Annotated in this window: 16 protein-coding genes and 1 tRNA gene; 6 read left to right on the plus strand and 11 right to left on the minus strand. The window is 43.8% G+C overall.

What is annotated here, in order from left to right:
• Positions 1-122 precede the first annotated feature (122 nt).
• Positions 123-195 (minus strand) — tRNA-Lys (locus HYN43_RS06540).
• Positions 196-448: 253 nt separating this feature from the next.
• Between HYN43_RS06540 and HYN43_RS30205 the strand changes: the two genes are divergently transcribed.
• On the plus strand, positions 449-625 hold the full coding sequence (locus HYN43_RS30205; RefSeq protein ID WP_162996341.1) for a hypothetical protein: 177 nt from the start codon (positions 449-451) through the stop codon (positions 623-625).
• A 69-nt stretch (positions 626-694) separates the two neighbouring features.
• Here the strand turns inward: HYN43_RS30205 and HYN43_RS06545 are convergent, their stop codons facing one another.
• From HYN43_RS06545 to pyrE, 3 genes are all read right to left on the minus strand, one after another.
• The gene (locus HYN43_RS06545) at positions 695-2,323 is read right to left on the minus strand and encodes an ABC-F family ATP-binding cassette domain-containing protein (RefSeq protein WP_119408681.1); all 1,629 of its coding nucleotides are present in this window, start codon (positions 2,321-2,323) and stop codon (positions 695-697) included.
• 378 nt (positions 2,324-2,701) lie between these two features.
• Positions 2,702-3,097: an SRPBCC family protein gene (locus tag HYN43_RS06550; protein ID WP_119408682.1), complete on the minus strand. Its 396-nt coding sequence runs from the start codon at positions 3,095-3,097 to the stop codon at positions 2,702-2,704.
• A 90-nt stretch (positions 3,098-3,187) separates the two neighbouring features.
• Positions 3,188-3,838 carry an orotate phosphoribosyltransferase gene (gene pyrE, locus HYN43_RS06555; RefSeq protein WP_119408683.1) on the minus strand — a complete coding sequence of 217 codons (651 nt, stop codon included), beginning with the start codon at positions 3,836-3,838 and terminating at the stop codon, positions 3,188-3,190.
• Between pyrE and HYN43_RS06560 the strand changes: the two genes are divergently transcribed.
• Positions 3,837-4,475 carry an NUDIX hydrolase gene (locus HYN43_RS06560; protein WP_119408684.1) on the plus strand — a complete coding sequence of 213 codons (639 nt, stop codon included), beginning with the start codon at positions 3,837-3,839 and terminating at the stop codon, positions 4,473-4,475. The genes pyrE and HYN43_RS06560 overlap by 2 nt on opposite strands.
• On the opposite strand, the gene coaD is transcribed toward HYN43_RS06560, so the two are convergent.
• The gene (coaD, locus tag HYN43_RS06565) at positions 4,444-4,905 is read right to left on the minus strand and encodes a pantetheine-phosphate adenylyltransferase (protein ID WP_109608620.1); all 462 of its coding nucleotides are present in this window, start codon (positions 4,903-4,905) and stop codon (positions 4,444-4,446) included. The two genes, HYN43_RS06560 and coaD, sit on opposite strands and share 32 nt — an antisense overlap.
• 201 nt (positions 4,906-5,106) lie before the next feature.
• Positions 5,107-5,685, minus strand: a complete 579-nt coding sequence (gene nudK, locus HYN43_RS06570) for a GDP-mannose pyrophosphatase NudK (RefSeq protein ID WP_119408685.1) — start codon at positions 5,683-5,685, stop codon at positions 5,107-5,109.
• A gap of 55 nt (positions 5,686-5,740) precedes the next feature.
• Here nudK and HYN43_RS06575 point away from each other — a divergent pair, with 55 nt between their 5' ends.
• Entirely contained in the window at positions 5,741-6,493 is a 753-nt protein-coding gene (locus tag HYN43_RS06575; protein WP_119408686.1) for a DeoR/GlpR family DNA-binding transcription regulator, read from the plus strand.
• Here HYN43_RS06575 and rsmD read toward each other — a convergent pair.
• From rsmD to HYN43_RS06590, 3 genes are all read right to left on the minus strand, one after another.
• A complete protein-coding gene (gene rsmD, locus HYN43_RS06580) occupies positions 6,480-7,022 on the minus strand; it encodes a 16S rRNA (guanine(966)-N(2))-methyltransferase RsmD (RefSeq protein ID WP_119408687.1) in 543 nt (180 codons plus the stop codon). The two genes, HYN43_RS06575 and rsmD, sit on opposite strands and share 14 nt — an antisense overlap.
• On the minus strand, positions 6,998-7,810 hold the full coding sequence (locus HYN43_RS06585; protein ID WP_119408688.1) for a DUF3822 family protein: 813 nt from the start codon (positions 7,808-7,810) through the stop codon (positions 6,998-7,000). The genes rsmD and HYN43_RS06585 overlap by 25 nt, the downstream gene beginning before the upstream one ends.
• A gap of 70 nt (positions 7,811-7,880) precedes the next feature.
• Positions 7,881-8,360 (minus strand): hypothetical protein, encoded by a 480-nt coding sequence (locus HYN43_RS06590; protein WP_119408689.1) that lies wholly within the window; start codon positions 8,358-8,360, stop codon positions 7,881-7,883.
• A 57-nt stretch (positions 8,361-8,417) separates the two neighbouring features.
• On the opposite strand from HYN43_RS06590, the gene HYN43_RS06595 reads away from it, so the two are divergent.
• Complete coding sequence (locus tag HYN43_RS06595) at positions 8,418-9,836, plus strand: ATP-dependent DNA helicase (protein ID WP_119408690.1); 1,419 nt, start codon at positions 8,418-8,420, stop codon at positions 9,834-9,836.
• A 103-nt stretch (positions 9,837-9,939) separates the two neighbouring features.
• Here HYN43_RS06595 and HYN43_RS06600 read toward each other — a convergent pair whose 3' ends face one another.
• Positions 9,940-11,328 (minus strand): sensor histidine kinase, encoded by a 1,389-nt coding sequence (locus HYN43_RS06600; protein WP_119408691.1) that lies wholly within the window; start codon positions 11,326-11,328, stop codon positions 9,940-9,942.
• A gap of 271 nt (positions 11,329-11,599) precedes the next feature.
• Here HYN43_RS06600 and clpB point away from each other — a divergent pair, with 271 nt between their 5' ends.
• Positions 11,600-14,218: an ATP-dependent chaperone ClpB gene (gene clpB / locus HYN43_RS06605; RefSeq protein WP_119408692.1), complete on the plus strand. Its 2,619-nt coding sequence runs from the start codon at positions 11,600-11,602 to the stop codon at positions 14,216-14,218.
• Between the two features lie 193 nt (positions 14,219-14,411).
• Here the strand turns inward: clpB and HYN43_RS30210 are convergent, their stop codons facing one another.
• Entirely contained in the window at positions 14,412-14,615 is a 204-nt protein-coding gene (locus tag HYN43_RS30210; protein WP_162996342.1) for a hypothetical protein, read from the minus strand.
• Between the two features lie 132 nt (positions 14,616-14,747).
• Here HYN43_RS30210 and HYN43_RS06610 point away from each other — a divergent pair, with 132 nt between their 5' ends.
• Positions 14,748-16,355: a hypothetical protein gene (locus HYN43_RS06610; protein WP_205589887.1), complete on the plus strand. Its 1,608-nt coding sequence runs from the start codon at positions 14,748-14,750 to the stop codon at positions 16,353-16,355.
• Positions 16,356-16,513 lie beyond the last annotated feature (158 nt).

A 16,513-nucleotide genomic window follows, 5' to 3' on the forward strand; every position in this document is an offset into this window, starting at 1 on the left:
CAAATATTATTTTGCCTAAGGGTTGCTGTTGAAATGATATTAGGGCTGGCGTTGTTGGGTAATATAGTAATGTTGGGCCATAAAAAAAGTTGCCAATAATATTGACAACTTGCCTAAAATAGTGACCCCGGAGAGATTCGAACTCTCGACCCAATGATTAAGAGTCATTTGCTCTACCAGCTGAGCTACGGAGTCGGTACGGGTAAATACCGGGCAGCAAATATGCAAATTTATTTTGTTTTAAATATCTAAATCCACTATCCTAATAGCAGAGTTTGTTAGCTAAAAGTCAATTTATTGACGATTAATTAATAGGTGTTTTCACCCATAAAAACAACGTAGTTCTACGGTAAAAAATGAAAATTAACATTTTTGCAACAATTTGTATGTGTGGTTGTTGTTTTCTTAATAAAATGTGTTTATCTTGCAGATATTAACACCTAACCCTATGAAAAAAAGAAAATTACTTAAAGTAAACAAGGCACAGTACGAGAAATTTGTAAAAGATTTTATTTCTCAGCATGGTTTAAATGTTCAGTACTCATACACCAAAGATCATTTTTACCTTTTCAGCGACGAATCGACCATTAACCAGCTTGAAAACCAGGCTTTCGGTTTGGCATAACCGGTTTTTTAAAAAATAAAAAACCCGATTATCATGAAATAATCGGGCCTCTTTTTATTATCAAATGCTTTATGCAGTGGCGTAAAGCTCTTCTTGCTGTTTCTGTACTACGGCACTGTTGATATACTCGTCGTAACTCATCAGTTTGTCGATATAGCCACCCGGTGTAAGTTCTACTATGCGGTTGGCCACGGTTTCAACCAATTCATGATCCCGCGAGGTGAACAGGATGGTTCCACGGAAATCTTTCATGCCATTGTTAAGCGCGGTGATCGATTCGAGGTCGAGGTGGTTGGTTGGCTCGTCAAACATCAGCAGGTTGGCTTGCTGCAGCATCATACGGCTAAACATACAGCGCATTTTTTCGCCACCTGATAGTACGCTGCACTTTTTCATAACTTCCTCGCCCGAGAACAGCATCCGGCCTAAAAACCCACGGATAAACTGGTCATCTTTTTCGCCCGGCGAGTATTCGCGCAACCAATCAATCAGGTTTTCATTTTTACCTTCAAAGTATTCGCTGCTATCATTCGGGATATCGGCAGCGTTAATGGTTACACCCCATTTAAAGGTGCCGGTAAAATCTTTATCGCGGCCGGTTAAAATATTGTAAAAGGCAGTAGTAGCTAAACTGTTTTGCGATAGGATAGAAATTTTATCGCCTTTATTTACGGTAAAGGTGATATTGTCGAATAGTACCTCGCCGTTAAGTTTTTTGCCCAGGTTTTCAACGGTAAGGATCTGGTCGCCGGCTTCACGGCCCAGGTTGTTGAAAATAATTCCCGGATATTTACGGTTTGAAGGCTGGATCTCGTCAAGATTGATCTTATCCAAAGCTTTTTTACGACTGGTAGCCTGTTTCGATTTAGAGGCGTTGGCGCTAAACCTGCGGATAAATTCCTGTAACTCCTTAACCTTATCTTCGGCTTTCTTATTCTGCTCGGCGCGTTGTTTAAGAGCTAACTGGCTTGATTCGTACCAGAAGGTATAGTTACCGGTGTAGATGGTCATCTTACCAAAATCAATATCTACTACGTGGGTACATACGGTATCCAAAAAGTGCCTGTCGTGCGATACCACCAGTACAATGGCTTCGTACGATGCCAGGAAATCTTCAAGCCAGCTGATGGTATGAATGTCCAAATCGTTGGTAGGCTCATCCAGTAGCAAAATGTCGGGTTTACCAAATAAGGCCTGCGCTAATAACACACGTACTTTTTGGGTATTATCCAGGTCCTTTACCAGTTGGTAATGAAACTCTTCTTTTATACCCAAATTGCTGAGCAGGGTAGCGGCATTGCTTTCGGCATTCCAGCCGTCCATTTCGGCAAAAAGGTTTTCCAGTTCGCCGGCACGTTCGCCATCGGCATCGCTAAAATCTTCTTTAAGGTAAATGGCATCTTTTTCTTTCATGATGGCATACATTTCCTTATGGCCCATCATTACAGTTTCTAAAACCGAAAATTCGTCGAAAGCATAGTGATTCTGGCTTAATACCGCCATGCGCTCGCCGGGGGTAAAGCTTACCGAGCCGCTGGTAGGATCAATATCTCCCGAAAGAATTTTCATGAAGGTTGATTTACCCGCGCCGTTGGCACCTATAATGCCATAGCAATTGCCTTGTGTAAATTTCAGGTTAACGTCTTCAAACAAAGTTCGCTTACCGTAACGTAAAGAAAGATTGGATACCGTGATCATGCTGCACCTATAATTTGGCGCAAAAATACGCTAAAATCTTCATTTTAACGATATCTCGTGGCGATATTATGGGATGTGGATTTTCGGGGAGCAATAGTTTTCCCCACAAATATTACTTATGGGCATACAATTACACAAAAATGATAATTTAATGTAAACTAAAAGTGCAAAACCTTCGTTAAAACATCATATCAGCCAATTATAGCATAGTGGTACAACCTTTGACTAACATTTAGTATAACGCATTATTTAATAAAAATTAACAATGGTCATGGGAGCATTAATCATCGGCTTAATTATCATCAATGTGGTAATCGCCATCAACAATACACACAAACGCAAAGTATATTAAGTATACTTTACGGCAGAAACTCATTGTTAGCTTAAAAGGTTAAGCAGGCTTTGTGTTTCGTGATCGGCTAATTTTTGCAGGGGGCCTGATGCCAGCATTTTCATCATCATGCTCAGTTCTGCGCCGATTGTAAATAAAACATCAGTATGGTCGTTGTCGAAAGATAACGACCATTTTAGTTCCAGGTCAAACGGAGGTTTTTCGGCAGGGATAATGGTGATTAGCTGGCCGGGGATACGTTCACTGATCTTTAAAGCAAGCTTAGCCATATTCTGGATGCTGAAACGGGCTTCATCCGTAGTTGAAGTCCATTCCTGTATATTATCGGGCATCAGTTTCTGGTGATTATTAAAATCGGTCAAAAAATCATAAACTACGTTTAATGGTTTATTGATGCTTACTTTGCTGGTGAACGTATTCATGTAGGTAGATTTGAGATGTTAGATATGAGATTTGAGACCGCCTTTCAGAATTGATAGGAAAAATCAGCGAAATCAACGTAATCAAAAAAATCAACGGTCACCCCAAACAGATGGGTTTTCACGCCATTGTTTAAGCAGGTCGACATCTTTTTCGCTGATAAATTGATTTTCAACAGCGTATTTAATAAGTGCGTTGTAGTTTGATAACGTTACAAAAGGGCAGTTGGCCTGTTTAAAGTTTTCGTCGGCAACATCAAAGCCGTAGGTGAAGATGGCGGCAAGGCCTGCAACATCATAACCGGCTGCACGTAAGGCCTCAACGGCTTGCAGGCTGCTTTTACCGGTAGATAGCAGATCCTCGATCACAACAACACGTTTGCCCGATGTGGTTTCCGCGTCGCCTTCAATCATGCTGCCTGTACCGTGTTCTTTTGGTTTTGAGCGTACATAAATGAACGGTAAACCCAATTCCTGTGCTACTAACGCCCCTTGCGGAATGCCGGCAGTTGCAACGCCCGCAATGCAGCCAACCGCGCCAAATTTATCCTGTATGGCGGCAACCAATTGCTGCCTGATATAGGTACGGATGGTTGGATGAGAAAGTGTAACGCGGTTATCGCAGTAAATTGGAGATTTCCAGCCCGATGCCCATGTAAAAGGATTATTGGGTTGTAATTTAATTGCTTTAATTTGCAGCAGGAATTCGGCTACTTGTTGTTCGATCTCATTATTAGTAAACATGGCTCAAAAATACAGAATTTATATTAACGAAAAGGTTATCCTCATCACAGAATCTGAACCAAAACACGCAGATAATTTTGAAAAGCTTGATGCAGAGACCTTTGACCTTAAAATTATATACACATGGATCCTCGCTAACCCGAATAAGCTTTTCTATATAAAAACAGCCAATGCAAAGGTATATTTTAAGGCAGTTAAAAAAAGCATTACACTAATTGAAGCCGCCGGGGGCCTGGTTAAGAACACCAAGGGCCAATATTTGTTCATTTACCGCAACGATAAGTGGGACCTGCCTAAAGGCAAAATAGAAAAAGAAGAAGGTGTAAAGGAAGCAGCAGTACGTGAGGTTGAAGAAGAATGCGGTATCAAAGTAAGCGAGCTTAACGAAAAAATTTGCAAAACCTACCACGTGTATGTTAACCGCGGCGAAGTGGTGCTGAAAAAAACGCACTGGTATGCCATGAAAAGCAAAGCCAAAGATAAACTAAAGCCCCAAAAGGAAGAGGGCATAACCGACGTGCGCTGGTTTGAAAAGGAACACATCGAACCCATCATCGATAATACCTTTCCATCCATAATGGATGTGCTGCACAAAGAAAAGCTGGTTACAAATAAGGTAATGCCTCTTTCGGAATAAACTGGCTTACATCGCCGCTGTAGCGAATAATTTCGCGCACAATAGTTGAACTGATGGACGAATAGCCCGGTTTGCTCACAATAAAAATGCTTTCGATATCGGGTGCCAGCGAGTGGTTCATCTGGGCGATGGCTTTTTCGTATTCAAAATCAGATACTGTACGAATACCCCTGATCATGTAGGCCGCGCCTATGCTTTTACAAAAATCTACCGTTAATCCTTCGTAGGCTATTACATGGATGCGCTCATCATGTGCAAAAACGGCCCTGATCATCTGCTCGCGCTGTTCGATGGTTAACAGTCCTTTTTTGCTGCTGTTTACACCAATGCCTATATAAAACTTATCAAACAACTCAACCGAGCGTTTTACAATATCAACGTGTGCCTTGGTAATAGGATCAAACGACCCCGGGAAAAGCGCTGTTTTCATGGGGGTAAAAGTAGTGAATGGTTGATTAAGTTGATTGGGTGAATGGTTGTTTTTTGTTTTTTGGGATTACGCCGATTATGGATTGATTACACCGATTTGTCTGAACTTGAATTTGGGGGAATTTTGAGAATTTATCGAATTTACCTAAGCATTCTGTTAATTCCTTAATTCCCCCAAATTCCGGTTCAGACAATCAACAACTCACCCAATCAACCTATTAATCTCAGCATACTGCAACAGCATAATGGTTTTGGCATCTTTAATCTCACCTGTCTTAACCATTTCCAACGCATCTTTAAACGGTAATTCTAATACTTCTATATCCTCATTTTCCTCTTCCAGGCCGCCGCCGTCATAAAGTTTAAGGTCTTTATGGTATTCGGCTACAAAAAAGTATAAGATCTCGGTAACCGATCCGGGCGACATATATACTTCCATTACTTTTTTTACTTCATCTATTTTATAACCGGTTTCTTCTTCAATCTCGCGTTTAATGCATTCTTCCGGGTTGTCTTTATCCAGTAAGCCGGCACAGCTTTCTATCAGCATGCCGCTGGGGTTGCCGTTAAGCAGGGTGGGGAGCCTGAATTGTTTTATCAGCACTACGGTTTGCTGTGCTTTATTGTAAAGCAGCACGGTTGCGCCGTTACCACGGTCGTAAGCTTCACGTTCCTGTACGGATGTGGTGCCATCGCTCCGGGTGGCTTCGTAGGTTATTTTGCGGAGGATATATCTGAAGTTTGCAAGAATTTCGGTTTTAAGGATCGTAATATTTTTCATTTTTGATTTTTTTTGATCAATATTGATTATTTTTGAACAAATTAAGTTTATTCAAATGAACTTTCAAAAAAGAAAACAAAAAATAATGGTGCAGCTTGAGGCCGATGGCGAAGTTGATATTAAAAATATTGCTGCACTGCTTCAAATTTCGGAGATAACTGCCCGTCGCGATTTAAATCAACTGGCTGCCGATGGCTTACTTTATCGCACCCACGGCGGGGCTGTAAAGGTAAACCCGCTCGGGAAGCCGCATGATTTTGTAAACAAAAGCGCACAGAATGCTGCTGTTAAAGATGCCATTTGCCGCCGCGCGGCAGCGCAGATTAATGATGGCGATATTGTATTTATGGATTGCGGCAGCACGGTTTTCAGGCTTTGCCAATTTATTAAAAATAAAAAGATCAAAGTGATCACCAATTCGCTGCCCGTAGTATACGAACTGCAGGATAGCGCCGTGAGCGTTAATATTATAGGAGGCGAACTGGATAAAGAACGACAGGCAGTACATGGCACCACCGCCATTGAACATATTAATAAATATCGCACAAACAAAGCTTTTTTAGGTGTTGACGGAATTTCTGCCGCCGGCTTGTTTGCCAACAGCGAAAACGAAGCTTCTATTACCACAGCTTTTGCGGCAAATAGCGGCTATACTTATATTCTTTGTGATGATAGTAAAATAGGGCGGGAGACCTATCTGAATTTCGCGAGCCTTAACAGCATCAGTGCTATCATCACCAATGCTGATGATGATAAAACCCTGGAGTTTATAGAAAATGGGGTGCTTGTATTAACTACTGGAAGTTAGGCCTAAAAAACGAAAACGACGAATGTCCGTATTTTCGCTGTTCCACAAACGCAGGGTGGTTGCTTAAGTTTTGCATAGATTGATGCTCAACTATGAGCAGTCCATCGGGCTTAAGCAGATTTTTTTCAAAAACAACTTTGGGTAGATCAGGAATACGATTCAGATCGTAAGGCGGATCGGCAAAAATCAGGTCGTATTGTTCAGTTTCGATATTCAGGTATTTAAATACATCCTCGCGGTAGGTTTTTATCTGAGTTAAATGATGCTGGCGCGATGTATCCTTCAGGTAGTTAACACAATGGATGCTTCTATCCACAGAAATAACCTGTTCTGCACCCCGCGATGCAAACTCGAGCGAAATATTGCCCGTGCCGCTAAACAAGTCAAGCACCCGGATGCTCTCAAATTCAATCTGATTAAGCAGGATATTGAATAATGCCTCCTTAGCAAGATCGGTAGTGGGGCGTACAGGTAAGTTTTTGGGCGGGTTAAGTCGTAAACCTTTTAAGCTACCTCCGATGATGCGCATAATGAAAGGGCAGCTATTGATAGCACCCTGTGCGGCACTATCTCTTTGGGTAATTGAAGCACCTGTAAGGTATTAACCTCGGCTTTTCTGAAAAACTCGGCAAGGCGGGTGAGTTTGCTATCGTTTTCGTCAATATCGCCGCTTATGTACAGGCTGGTGTATCTGGCATCGAGGTTAAGCTCTCCGGCAACCAGTACAGCAAAATAAACCAGCTCATCATCGCCTGTAAAATCAAAGGCGTTGTAAAAACGAAGTTTACCCAAGGCAAAATGACAGATCTCCACCTTATTATTCTCTACGTTAAGATATAGATTATTATTGCCCGGATTATTTTGTGCTATGGCAGTTAACCAGCCTTTTGAGGTAAAAACAGTATTCCGTAAGCCAAAATCTTCGGCAGCATTTACGGCAGTAGCCGGGGTTTTGTAAACAATTATGTTTTCTTCATCAAGTACCTGGGCCAGCACCCGGTTATCGGCTTTAACATCTAAGAAGCGCGCTATGTTGGGCAGGCGTTCGGCAGTTGCCAAATCGGTAGGTACCAGTGTAAAGTTTTGGGCAGGCAAACCGATAATAACATGGTGATAACGGGCCGATAGCAGATCAAGCAGTTCCTGCGGATCGCTCAACTCATCAAGCGGGTGGTTTTCAGCCCAGGCAATCAGGTGTCCGTTGTTGCTTATAGCATACGAAAATGTATTGGCCTCAACCTGTATCAATAAAGTATAACTTTCAGTTTTATCCAAACTAAAGCTATCGTCGTGGTAAGTGTAATTGTGTTCGCTCATACCGGTTTTAACAAAAGTAACATTTTTTGGCTGATAGCAAATAGGGGGGATCCCAAACTTTGTATTGCTGTTATATTCCGCCTATTAAAAAATTTAATACCAGGGTAATCATAATCGCGAAGAATATCGCACTTAAAACAGGTTTGGCATAATAGTCATCATCCGGGAAATACTTTTTAAAAAAGTACCGACTGAGGATAAGGCCGCCGGTGGCATGTAATACAAGTACAACGCCTAAAAGCGTTAAGGGGCCTTGTATTTGCTCAGGTGTTAAAATAGCGCCGGATTGGGCTGCTTTTATTGCGGCAGGATCTATTTTTATATTTAAAGCCCGTACAGCAAACGAGGCCGCAAATTCATAAAAAACCGAAAAGAACAATATTTGTGAAGCGGCCCGTTTAAAACCGGCCAAACGCAAATTAATACTAAGCAACACTCCTCCAAATATAACGTTGAAAATGGTCGAAAACCAGAATATGGCCCTCCTTGAGTAAATATCTACGTAATCGTCGTCGCTGTATTTTTGTTCGTCGTTATTGTCAAATTCCATGGCTCAAATGTAAAACTAATCTTACTCAATTAAATTACTTATCATCATTTTTGCAAGGTGTCAAATCCCGATCATATCCGCAAAGCCTTCCCGCATCAGCCAACGGCGCAGCAGCAGGAGTTATTTAACCATCTGCACTTGTTTTTGCAAAGCAATGAGGGCGACGAGTGTTTTATAATGAAGGGTTACGCCGGTACCGGTAAAACAACCATAGTTGGCGCGTTGGTGAAAGCCCTGCGCCAGTATAACTATAAAGCAGTTTTACTGGCACCCACGGGCCGGGCCGCTAAGGTGATCACCAATTATTCGGGCCGCAAGGCTTTTACTATCCATAAGCGCATCTACCGCAAAAAATCGGCGTTAACTATGGATCAGGGTTTTGCCCTGGCCGATAACCTCGCGAGCGATACTCTTTTTATTGTTGATGAAGCCTCCATGATCTCGGACGAAGCCAATACTCACAACCAGGTATCCTTATTGTTTGATTTGCTGAGGTACGTTTATAACGATAAAAACTGCAAACTGGTGCTGGTTGGCGATACAGCCCAGTTACCGCCGGTAGGGGCAGAGGATAGCCCGGCGCTTGATGAAAAACTGATGAGCGAAAAATTTGGGCTTACTGTATTTAACTACGAGCTTACAGAGGTGTTGCGCCAGCAAAAAGATTCGGGAATTTTGTATAATGCTACCAATATCCGCGATCTGATTCGTACCGAAGAGATTGATGTGCCGCAAATAATAACCAAAGGCTATAAAGATGTATACCGCATGACCGGTGAGCGCCTGCCCGAGGGCCTGGAATATGCATACCGTAAATATGGGCATGATCGTACGTTGGTGATTTGCCGGTCGAACAAAAACGCCAACCAGTACAACGGGCAAATCCGGAACCGCATCCTGTACCGCGAAGAAGAACTTACCGGCGGCGACCAGGTGATGATTGTAAAAAACAACTACTTCTGGCTACAGGATAAAGAGGAAGCCAGCACCGCCTTTATTGCCAACGGAGATATTGCCCGCATAGTAAAAGTGCGCCGCACCGAAGATATGTATGGTTTCAGGTTTGCCGATGTGCAATTGGAATTTATTGACTACGCCGAAGACCCAACGTTGGATTGTAAAGTACTGCTTGATACTATTTATGCCGATTCGCCGGCACTGAGCCAGGACGATCAGAAGCGTTTTTATACCGAGGTGATGAAGGATTACGAGCACCTGCCCAACAAACGCATGATGCATAACGAACTGAAGCTTAATCCTTACTACAACGCCCTGCAAATTAAATTTGCCTACGCCATAACCTGCCACAAAGCACAGGGCGGCCAATGGGATGCCGTATTTGTTGACCAGGGGTATCTTACGGATGAAATGATCAATATGGATTTTTTACGATGGTTTTATACCGCGCTTACAAGAGCTACTACCGAATTGTTTTTGGTGAATTTTGATGGACGGTTTTATAAGAGCGCGGAGTGATTAAGCCGCAAGTTTTTAAGCTCGCAAAGACGCTAAGTCGCAAAGAGTAGTCTAAATAAAGTAGCTACGAAAACTTTGCGCCCTCGCGTCTTTGCGTGAACCATCACACCGCCTGCCTGGAATTTTCGGCGGGCTTCAACAGGTCACCCAAAACCATAGCCCCTGTAGCAGGCAATTTAATAGTAAACGTCGATCCTAAACCCTCGGTACTGGTTACCGTAATGCTGCCTTTATGCTTTTCAATAATCTGCCTTACGATACTCAAACCCAAACCGGTTGATTTTTCGCCTCGTAAACCCGTACGGCCTGCTTTTGAAAAACGGTTGAAAATTTCGGGAAGGATATTGGCCGGGATGCCCAGGCCGTAATCCTGAACTTCGATAGTGAGGCCGTCACTTTGCTGCGACAGGCGTACATCCACGCGGTCGCGGTCTTTTGAAAATTTTACCGCGTTGCTGATGAGGTTATCAATAACCCTGTGAAATTTTTCGTGATTGATTTGCGCGAAAACAGGGTTGGCCGAACTGCTGAATACCACGTTAACCTTATTGCTTTGCTGTAAGCGCCAATCGGCTACAATGCCGGTAAGCATCTGGTTAAGCTCGGTGTTGCGGGTTTCAAAAACGGCTATATTTTCATCGCGGGCGGCCTCCAGCAAATCATCAATAATGCTTCGGGCTTTGGCACACGATGCCTTCATCATGTTGATGTTGTCCTGCGTTTCCTCGTCTACCTCGTCAAGTTCCATCATCATCGCTATCGATTCAACAGCGGCTATCGGGTTGCGCAGATCATGGGCTACCATGCCCAATACCTGGTTTTTAAATTCGCCGGCCTTCTCAATCTCCGTGTTTTTTTCGCGAATCTCGATCACCTGTAAATAGTAATTGGCTTTATAGGTGAAAAAATACCTCGACGTAAAATAAAAAGCCGAAAGCAATATAGCCGAGATCAGTTGGTTATACAGCATATCGGTAGCCGGTGTCTGGCTGTAAAAAAGCAGCGAAGTGAAAAATACTTCTATTGCAACAAGTAATAGAACGGTTTCGTAATATTCAAAAACAAATATTACGCTGATAAGGCAAAGTGCTATCAGGTACAGCGTTAGTGCATTGCTCGGATCGGAAGTGGCTATAAAACTCGAGTACATGCCGCACACGATGATGTACAGCGCAAACAAAAATACCAGCAACGCCATGCCCGTAGTGCCTTTTTTTTGCTTTTTATAGTCAACAATAAAAAGGTTGCTCGCTATCAGGAATACCGGGGTTATGATGATGAATACCCAGTTGCTGAAGTTAAATTCCGGAAAATTTTGCGCTTTTGTGAGGCTTACCGGAAAAGCAAGGTAAAGCACCCGGATAACAACATTAAGCACAAGGAATATCATACTCGCCGCCCTTACCGCAATAAGGTTTTGGTAAGTATAATAATCCCGGTATTGGGCTCTGTACTTTACCGGAAGGCTGTTGAAAAAGAAACGGGCGTTCAATGATATTAATCTGGATTAAAACAAAATTATGAAAATATTTTCAAACTGTGTAACAGGGTTGTGACAAATTGAAATTGATAAGCCCATGACGCTAAATACAACCTAAGGGGGTATTTTTGCATGGCAAAACGACAATTTGCCGGGCCGCTTGTTCTGTTTAACAGGCCGTAAATTGCTAATAACCATGGCAAAGTGTCATTTCGGTTTAGTTTTAAATGACAATTTTTCACAATGACTGCTCTGGCCGATAATTTGACTAACACTGAGTACTATGAATTTTAACAACTTTACCATAAAAGCCCAGGAGGCGGTTCAAAAAGCCTCTGAAATTGCTGTTGGTAACCAACAGCAGGCCATCGAGACCGCACATCTGCTCAAAGGATTGCTGCTGGTTGATGAAAACGTAATTAGCTACTTATTAAAAAAATTAAACGTTAACCTTAACCGGTTAAACGATACGCTTGATGCGCAGATAGCATCGTTCCCTAAAGTGAGCGGGAGTAATGTTTACCTGTCGTCCGAAGCAAACTCGGCCCTGCAAAAAGCTACCGGCTACCTTAAAGAATTTAAGGATGAATTTGTTTCGGTAGAGCATATGTTGTTGGGTATCCTGGCGGCTGGCGGCCCGGTAAGCACGATGCTTAAAGACGCGGGCGTTAACGAAAAAGATCTGAAGAAAGCCATCATCGCTTTACGTGGTGATAATAAAGTAACCGACCAAAACGCCGAGGCGACATATAACGCCCTGAATAAATATGCCCGTAACCTGAATGAATATGCAGGCTCAGGCAAGCTGGATCCGGTTATCGGCCGTGATGATGAGATTCGCCGTGTTATCCAGATACTATCTCGCCGTACTAAAAACAACCCTATTTTGGTTGGTGAGCCCGGTGTTGGTAAAACTGCCATTGCCGAGGGTATCGCTTTCAGGATCATCAAAGGCGATGTGCCCGAAAGCCTGAAAACCAAAGTGGTTTACTCGTTGGATATGGGCGCTTTGATTGCCGGTGCCAAATACAAAGGCGAGTTTGAAGAGCGTTTGAAAGCTGTTGTAAAAGAAGTTACACAAAGCGATGGTGAGATCATCTTATTTATTGATGAGATCCACACGCTGGTAGGTGCCGGTGGGGGCGAGGGCGCTATGGATGCCGCCAATATCCTGAAACCAGCTTTGGCCCGTGGCGAGTTACGCTCGATAGGTGCTACCACCCTTAACGAGTATCAAAAATATTTAGAAAAAGATAAAGCGCTCGAACGCCGTTTCCAAAAAGTAATGGTTGAGGAGCCTGATGCTGCCGATGCTATTTCTATCCTTCGTGGTTTGAAAGAACGTTATGAAACCCACCACAAGGTGAGGATTAAAGATGAGGCTATCATAGCCTCGGTAGAAATGTCGCAGCGTTACATATCCGACAGGTTTTTACCCGATAAAGCTATCGACCTGATGGACGAAGCAGCCTCAAAGCTCCGTTTGGAAATGGATTCGGTACCCGAGGTGGTTGATGAGCTCGAGCGCCGCATTATGCAGCTGGAAATTGAGCGCGAGGCCATTAAACGTGAAAAAGACGACCGAAAGGTTGCCGAACTGAGCGAAGAAATTGCCAACCTGTCGCAGCAGCGCGATTCGTTACGTGCCAAATGGCAGGGCGAAAAAGACTTGGTTGACGGCATTAACGCCAAAGTTGAGCTGATAGAAAATTATAAACTGGAAGCCGAACAGGCCGAACGTGCAGGCGATTACGGCAAAGTAGCCGAATTGCGTTACGGTACCATAGTACAAACCCAGGCCGAGGTTGAAAAACTGAAAGCCGCCCTGTTGGAAAACCAGAGTGACAGCCGCATGCTGAAAGAGGAAGTTACCGCCGACGATATTGCGGGTGTGGTAAGCCGCTGGACAGGCATCCCGGTGAGCAAAATGATACAAAGTGAACGCGAAAAACTGCTTAACCTCGAGGCCGAACTGCACAAGCGTGTAGCTGGCCAGGAAGAAGCTATTGAAGCGATAAGTGATGCTATCCGCCGCAGCCGCGCGGGCTTGCAGGATAAACGCAGGCCAATAGGTTCGTTTATATTTTTAGGTACTACCGGTGTAGGTAAAACCGAACTGGCAAAGGCTTTGGCCGAGTACCTGTTTAACGATGAAGGCGCGTTGGTGCGGATAGACATGAGTGAATACCAGGAACGCCATGCTGTGTCAAGGCTGATAGGGGCGCCTCCGGGTTATGTGGGGTATGATGAAGGCGGGCAGTTAACCGAGGCAGTGAGAAGGAAGCCTTACAGCGTGGTACTACTGGATGAAATTGAGAAAGCCCATCCGGATGTGTTTAACATCCTGTTGCAGGTTTTGGATGATGGCCGTTTAACCGATAATAAAGGCCGGGTGGTGAACTTTAAAAATACCATCATCATCATGACCTCCAATATCGGCTCAAACATTATCCAGGAAAACTTCCAGAACCTGGAAGACGAGAACAGGGATGAACTGGTGGCCAAAACCAAAAATGAGTTGTTTAACCTGTTGAAGGTTACTATTCGTCCGGAGTTTTTGAACAGGATAGACGAGATCATCATGTTTACCCCGCTTAACCGCGATGAAATTCATGATATTGTGAAGCTGCAGTTTAAACAGGTACAGCAAACCCTGGCCGAAATGGGTATAACCATCGAAGCATCAGACGAAGCGTTGGATTGGCTGGCCCAGTTAGGTTATGATCCGCAGTTTGGTGCCCGTCCGCTAAAACGGGTGATCCAGAAAAAGATCCTGAACGAGCTGTCGAAACAGATCCTTGCCGGAACGGTGGATAAAGATCATACCATTAAAATCGATATGTTTGATAACCAGTTTGTGTTCCTTAACTCGGCTAAGGAAGCTGCCGAAGCAGCTAAGTAAGCTATAATAATAACCTAATATATAATGAAAAGAGCGGCCCACGGGCTGCTCTTTTTTTGTTAATACTCGGCCGTTGTTGGTTAGGTGAAATACGTACAATGTTGTCATGCCCCCGCCGTTATTGGCGACAACCACAACAACCGTGAAGCCGGACATTACCATCTGTTGCCTTTACTATACTGCCACATTCATGTCAGTGTTCCACTTTTAAAAACAGGGTGTTCCATTTTTTATTTTTTATTTTTATAAAAAACTGATTATCAGAAGTAAAGTGTTCCAATTTTATTTTTTGAATTTTTAACGGTTTTGCAATATCCTGATTATCAGGTGTTCCATTTTTTAACTTCACGCAAAGTGTTCCACCTTTAAAACTGGAACAGAGATTAAACACCCCCATCCAAGATATATCGGTTTAGCCATCTTTTCTTAATAATAAGTTAATAAAATAGCAACGCGCCGGTATCAACTTTTTTACATTTTTACCGTAAAATTAATATTATTAACTTATACATTAAAACCTAAAAGCACTATGTTAAAATTTACTAATCCACGGTTATGGATCTTGGCCGTGGCCGCAACAGGATTGATGGCGGGCTGCCAAAAAAACGGCGAAATTGCCGGTTTAAAAACCACAGAGCCAACTGCCACAACCAAAACCATCAAAACCTTAGCCGTATCCCTTACCCAAGGCTTTGAAGTGGGAGGAACCAGCCCAAAAACAGCTTATGATGTATCGCCAACAGGTTCATCAAGTGGTGATAACGTAACCCTGTCGGGCAATTCATGGAACATGTACGATGCCCTGATAGGCAATCTCGCTGCCGATCAACGTGCCGGTTCATGGAGCGCCCGCGTGCGTAACACCGGTAAAATTACCATGTTGTTTGATGTTACCACCGGTATCAGCACGGTATCTATTAAAAGCGCTACTTACAATGGTGATACCCCAAGTACCTGGGGCTTGTTCTATTCAACCAACGGCGGTTCATCATGGACGCAATCGGGCTCGGCTATCACCACTACCGCCAGCCTTGCAACTTCAACCTTTACCATTACCCAAACCGGTAATGTGCGTTTGGAGATCCGCAAGTTAAGCGGCGGCAGCAACCGTATCAATATTGATGATATTGCCATTGACGATAACGCAGGCGGCGGTACAGGCGGCGGCACTGTTATAGCAGGTAAAAAATTCCTTTTCGATGCCAGCCACCTTGAAAACGCAGGCAGTGCCGATTGGCAGATAGATGCCGATGGCACCGAGGCTGTACCAATCTACACCGGCGGTACTACTACAGAAACCAAGGCTCAACGTATCCCGACCCCTGCATACACCGGCATCACCAGCTCAACCTCCGAAACTTACTGGAAAGGTGCCTTATCGGCCTGGGCTGTTGAACTGGTAAAAAAAGGCGAACTGGTTGAAACCCTGCCTGTAGGTACAGGAATCACCTACGGCGGCGGCGGCGCGCAGGATTTGAGCAACTATGATGTGTTCATCGTTTGCGAACCTAACCGTTTATTTACCGCATCCGAAAAAACGGCATTAATGAACTTTGTAGCCAACGGCGGCGGCTTATTCATGATTGCCGACCATACCGCAGCTACCACAGCAGGTACCGATGCCAATGGTTACAACCCATCTGATCGCGATGGTGACGGCTACGATTCGCCACGTGTTTGGAATGATTTGATGACCAACAACGGCATCAACAACAGCAATCCGTTCGGTTTCAGCGTAAATTATGTTGATATCAGCGAAAGCCCATCAACCAATGTGTACACCGGTACTAATACCAACGCGCAGAAAGTATTGAACGGCGCGGCTGGTGCGGCTTCAAAAATGGCTTTCTACGATGGCTCTACTGCAACTTTAACCCCTGCTAATAATTCAAGCGTACAAGGTCTATTCTGGCGTAACAGCGCTACCAATGGTGGCAATGCTAATGCTATGGCTTTATTGGCAACTTATGGCTCAGGCCGTGTAGTGTGGATTGGTGATAGCTCGGATGCCGATGATGGCACAGGCGATACTGGTGATGGCTTGTTCAATGGCTGGTCGGGCGATGCACCGTCGGGCTTTACCTCACATTCTGCTTTCCATCTGAATGCTTCGTACTGGTTGGCTAAGGCACAATAAGTAAGATAATTTCTTTCAGAGAGTTTTTTCACAAGTTAGTTTTAAGTCCTGCTGTTTTTTAACAGCGGGACTTTTTTATTGATCCCAGCCAAAACAACCCCGCGGTTTTTGTAGTTATACATATCAGAGGGTGATCAGTGGGATTATCCAATTACCTT

It is taken from the genome of Mucilaginibacter celer, from assembly GCF_003576455.2.
GTDB lineage: Bacteria > Bacteroidota > Bacteroidia > Sphingobacteriales > Sphingobacteriaceae > Mucilaginibacter > Mucilaginibacter celer.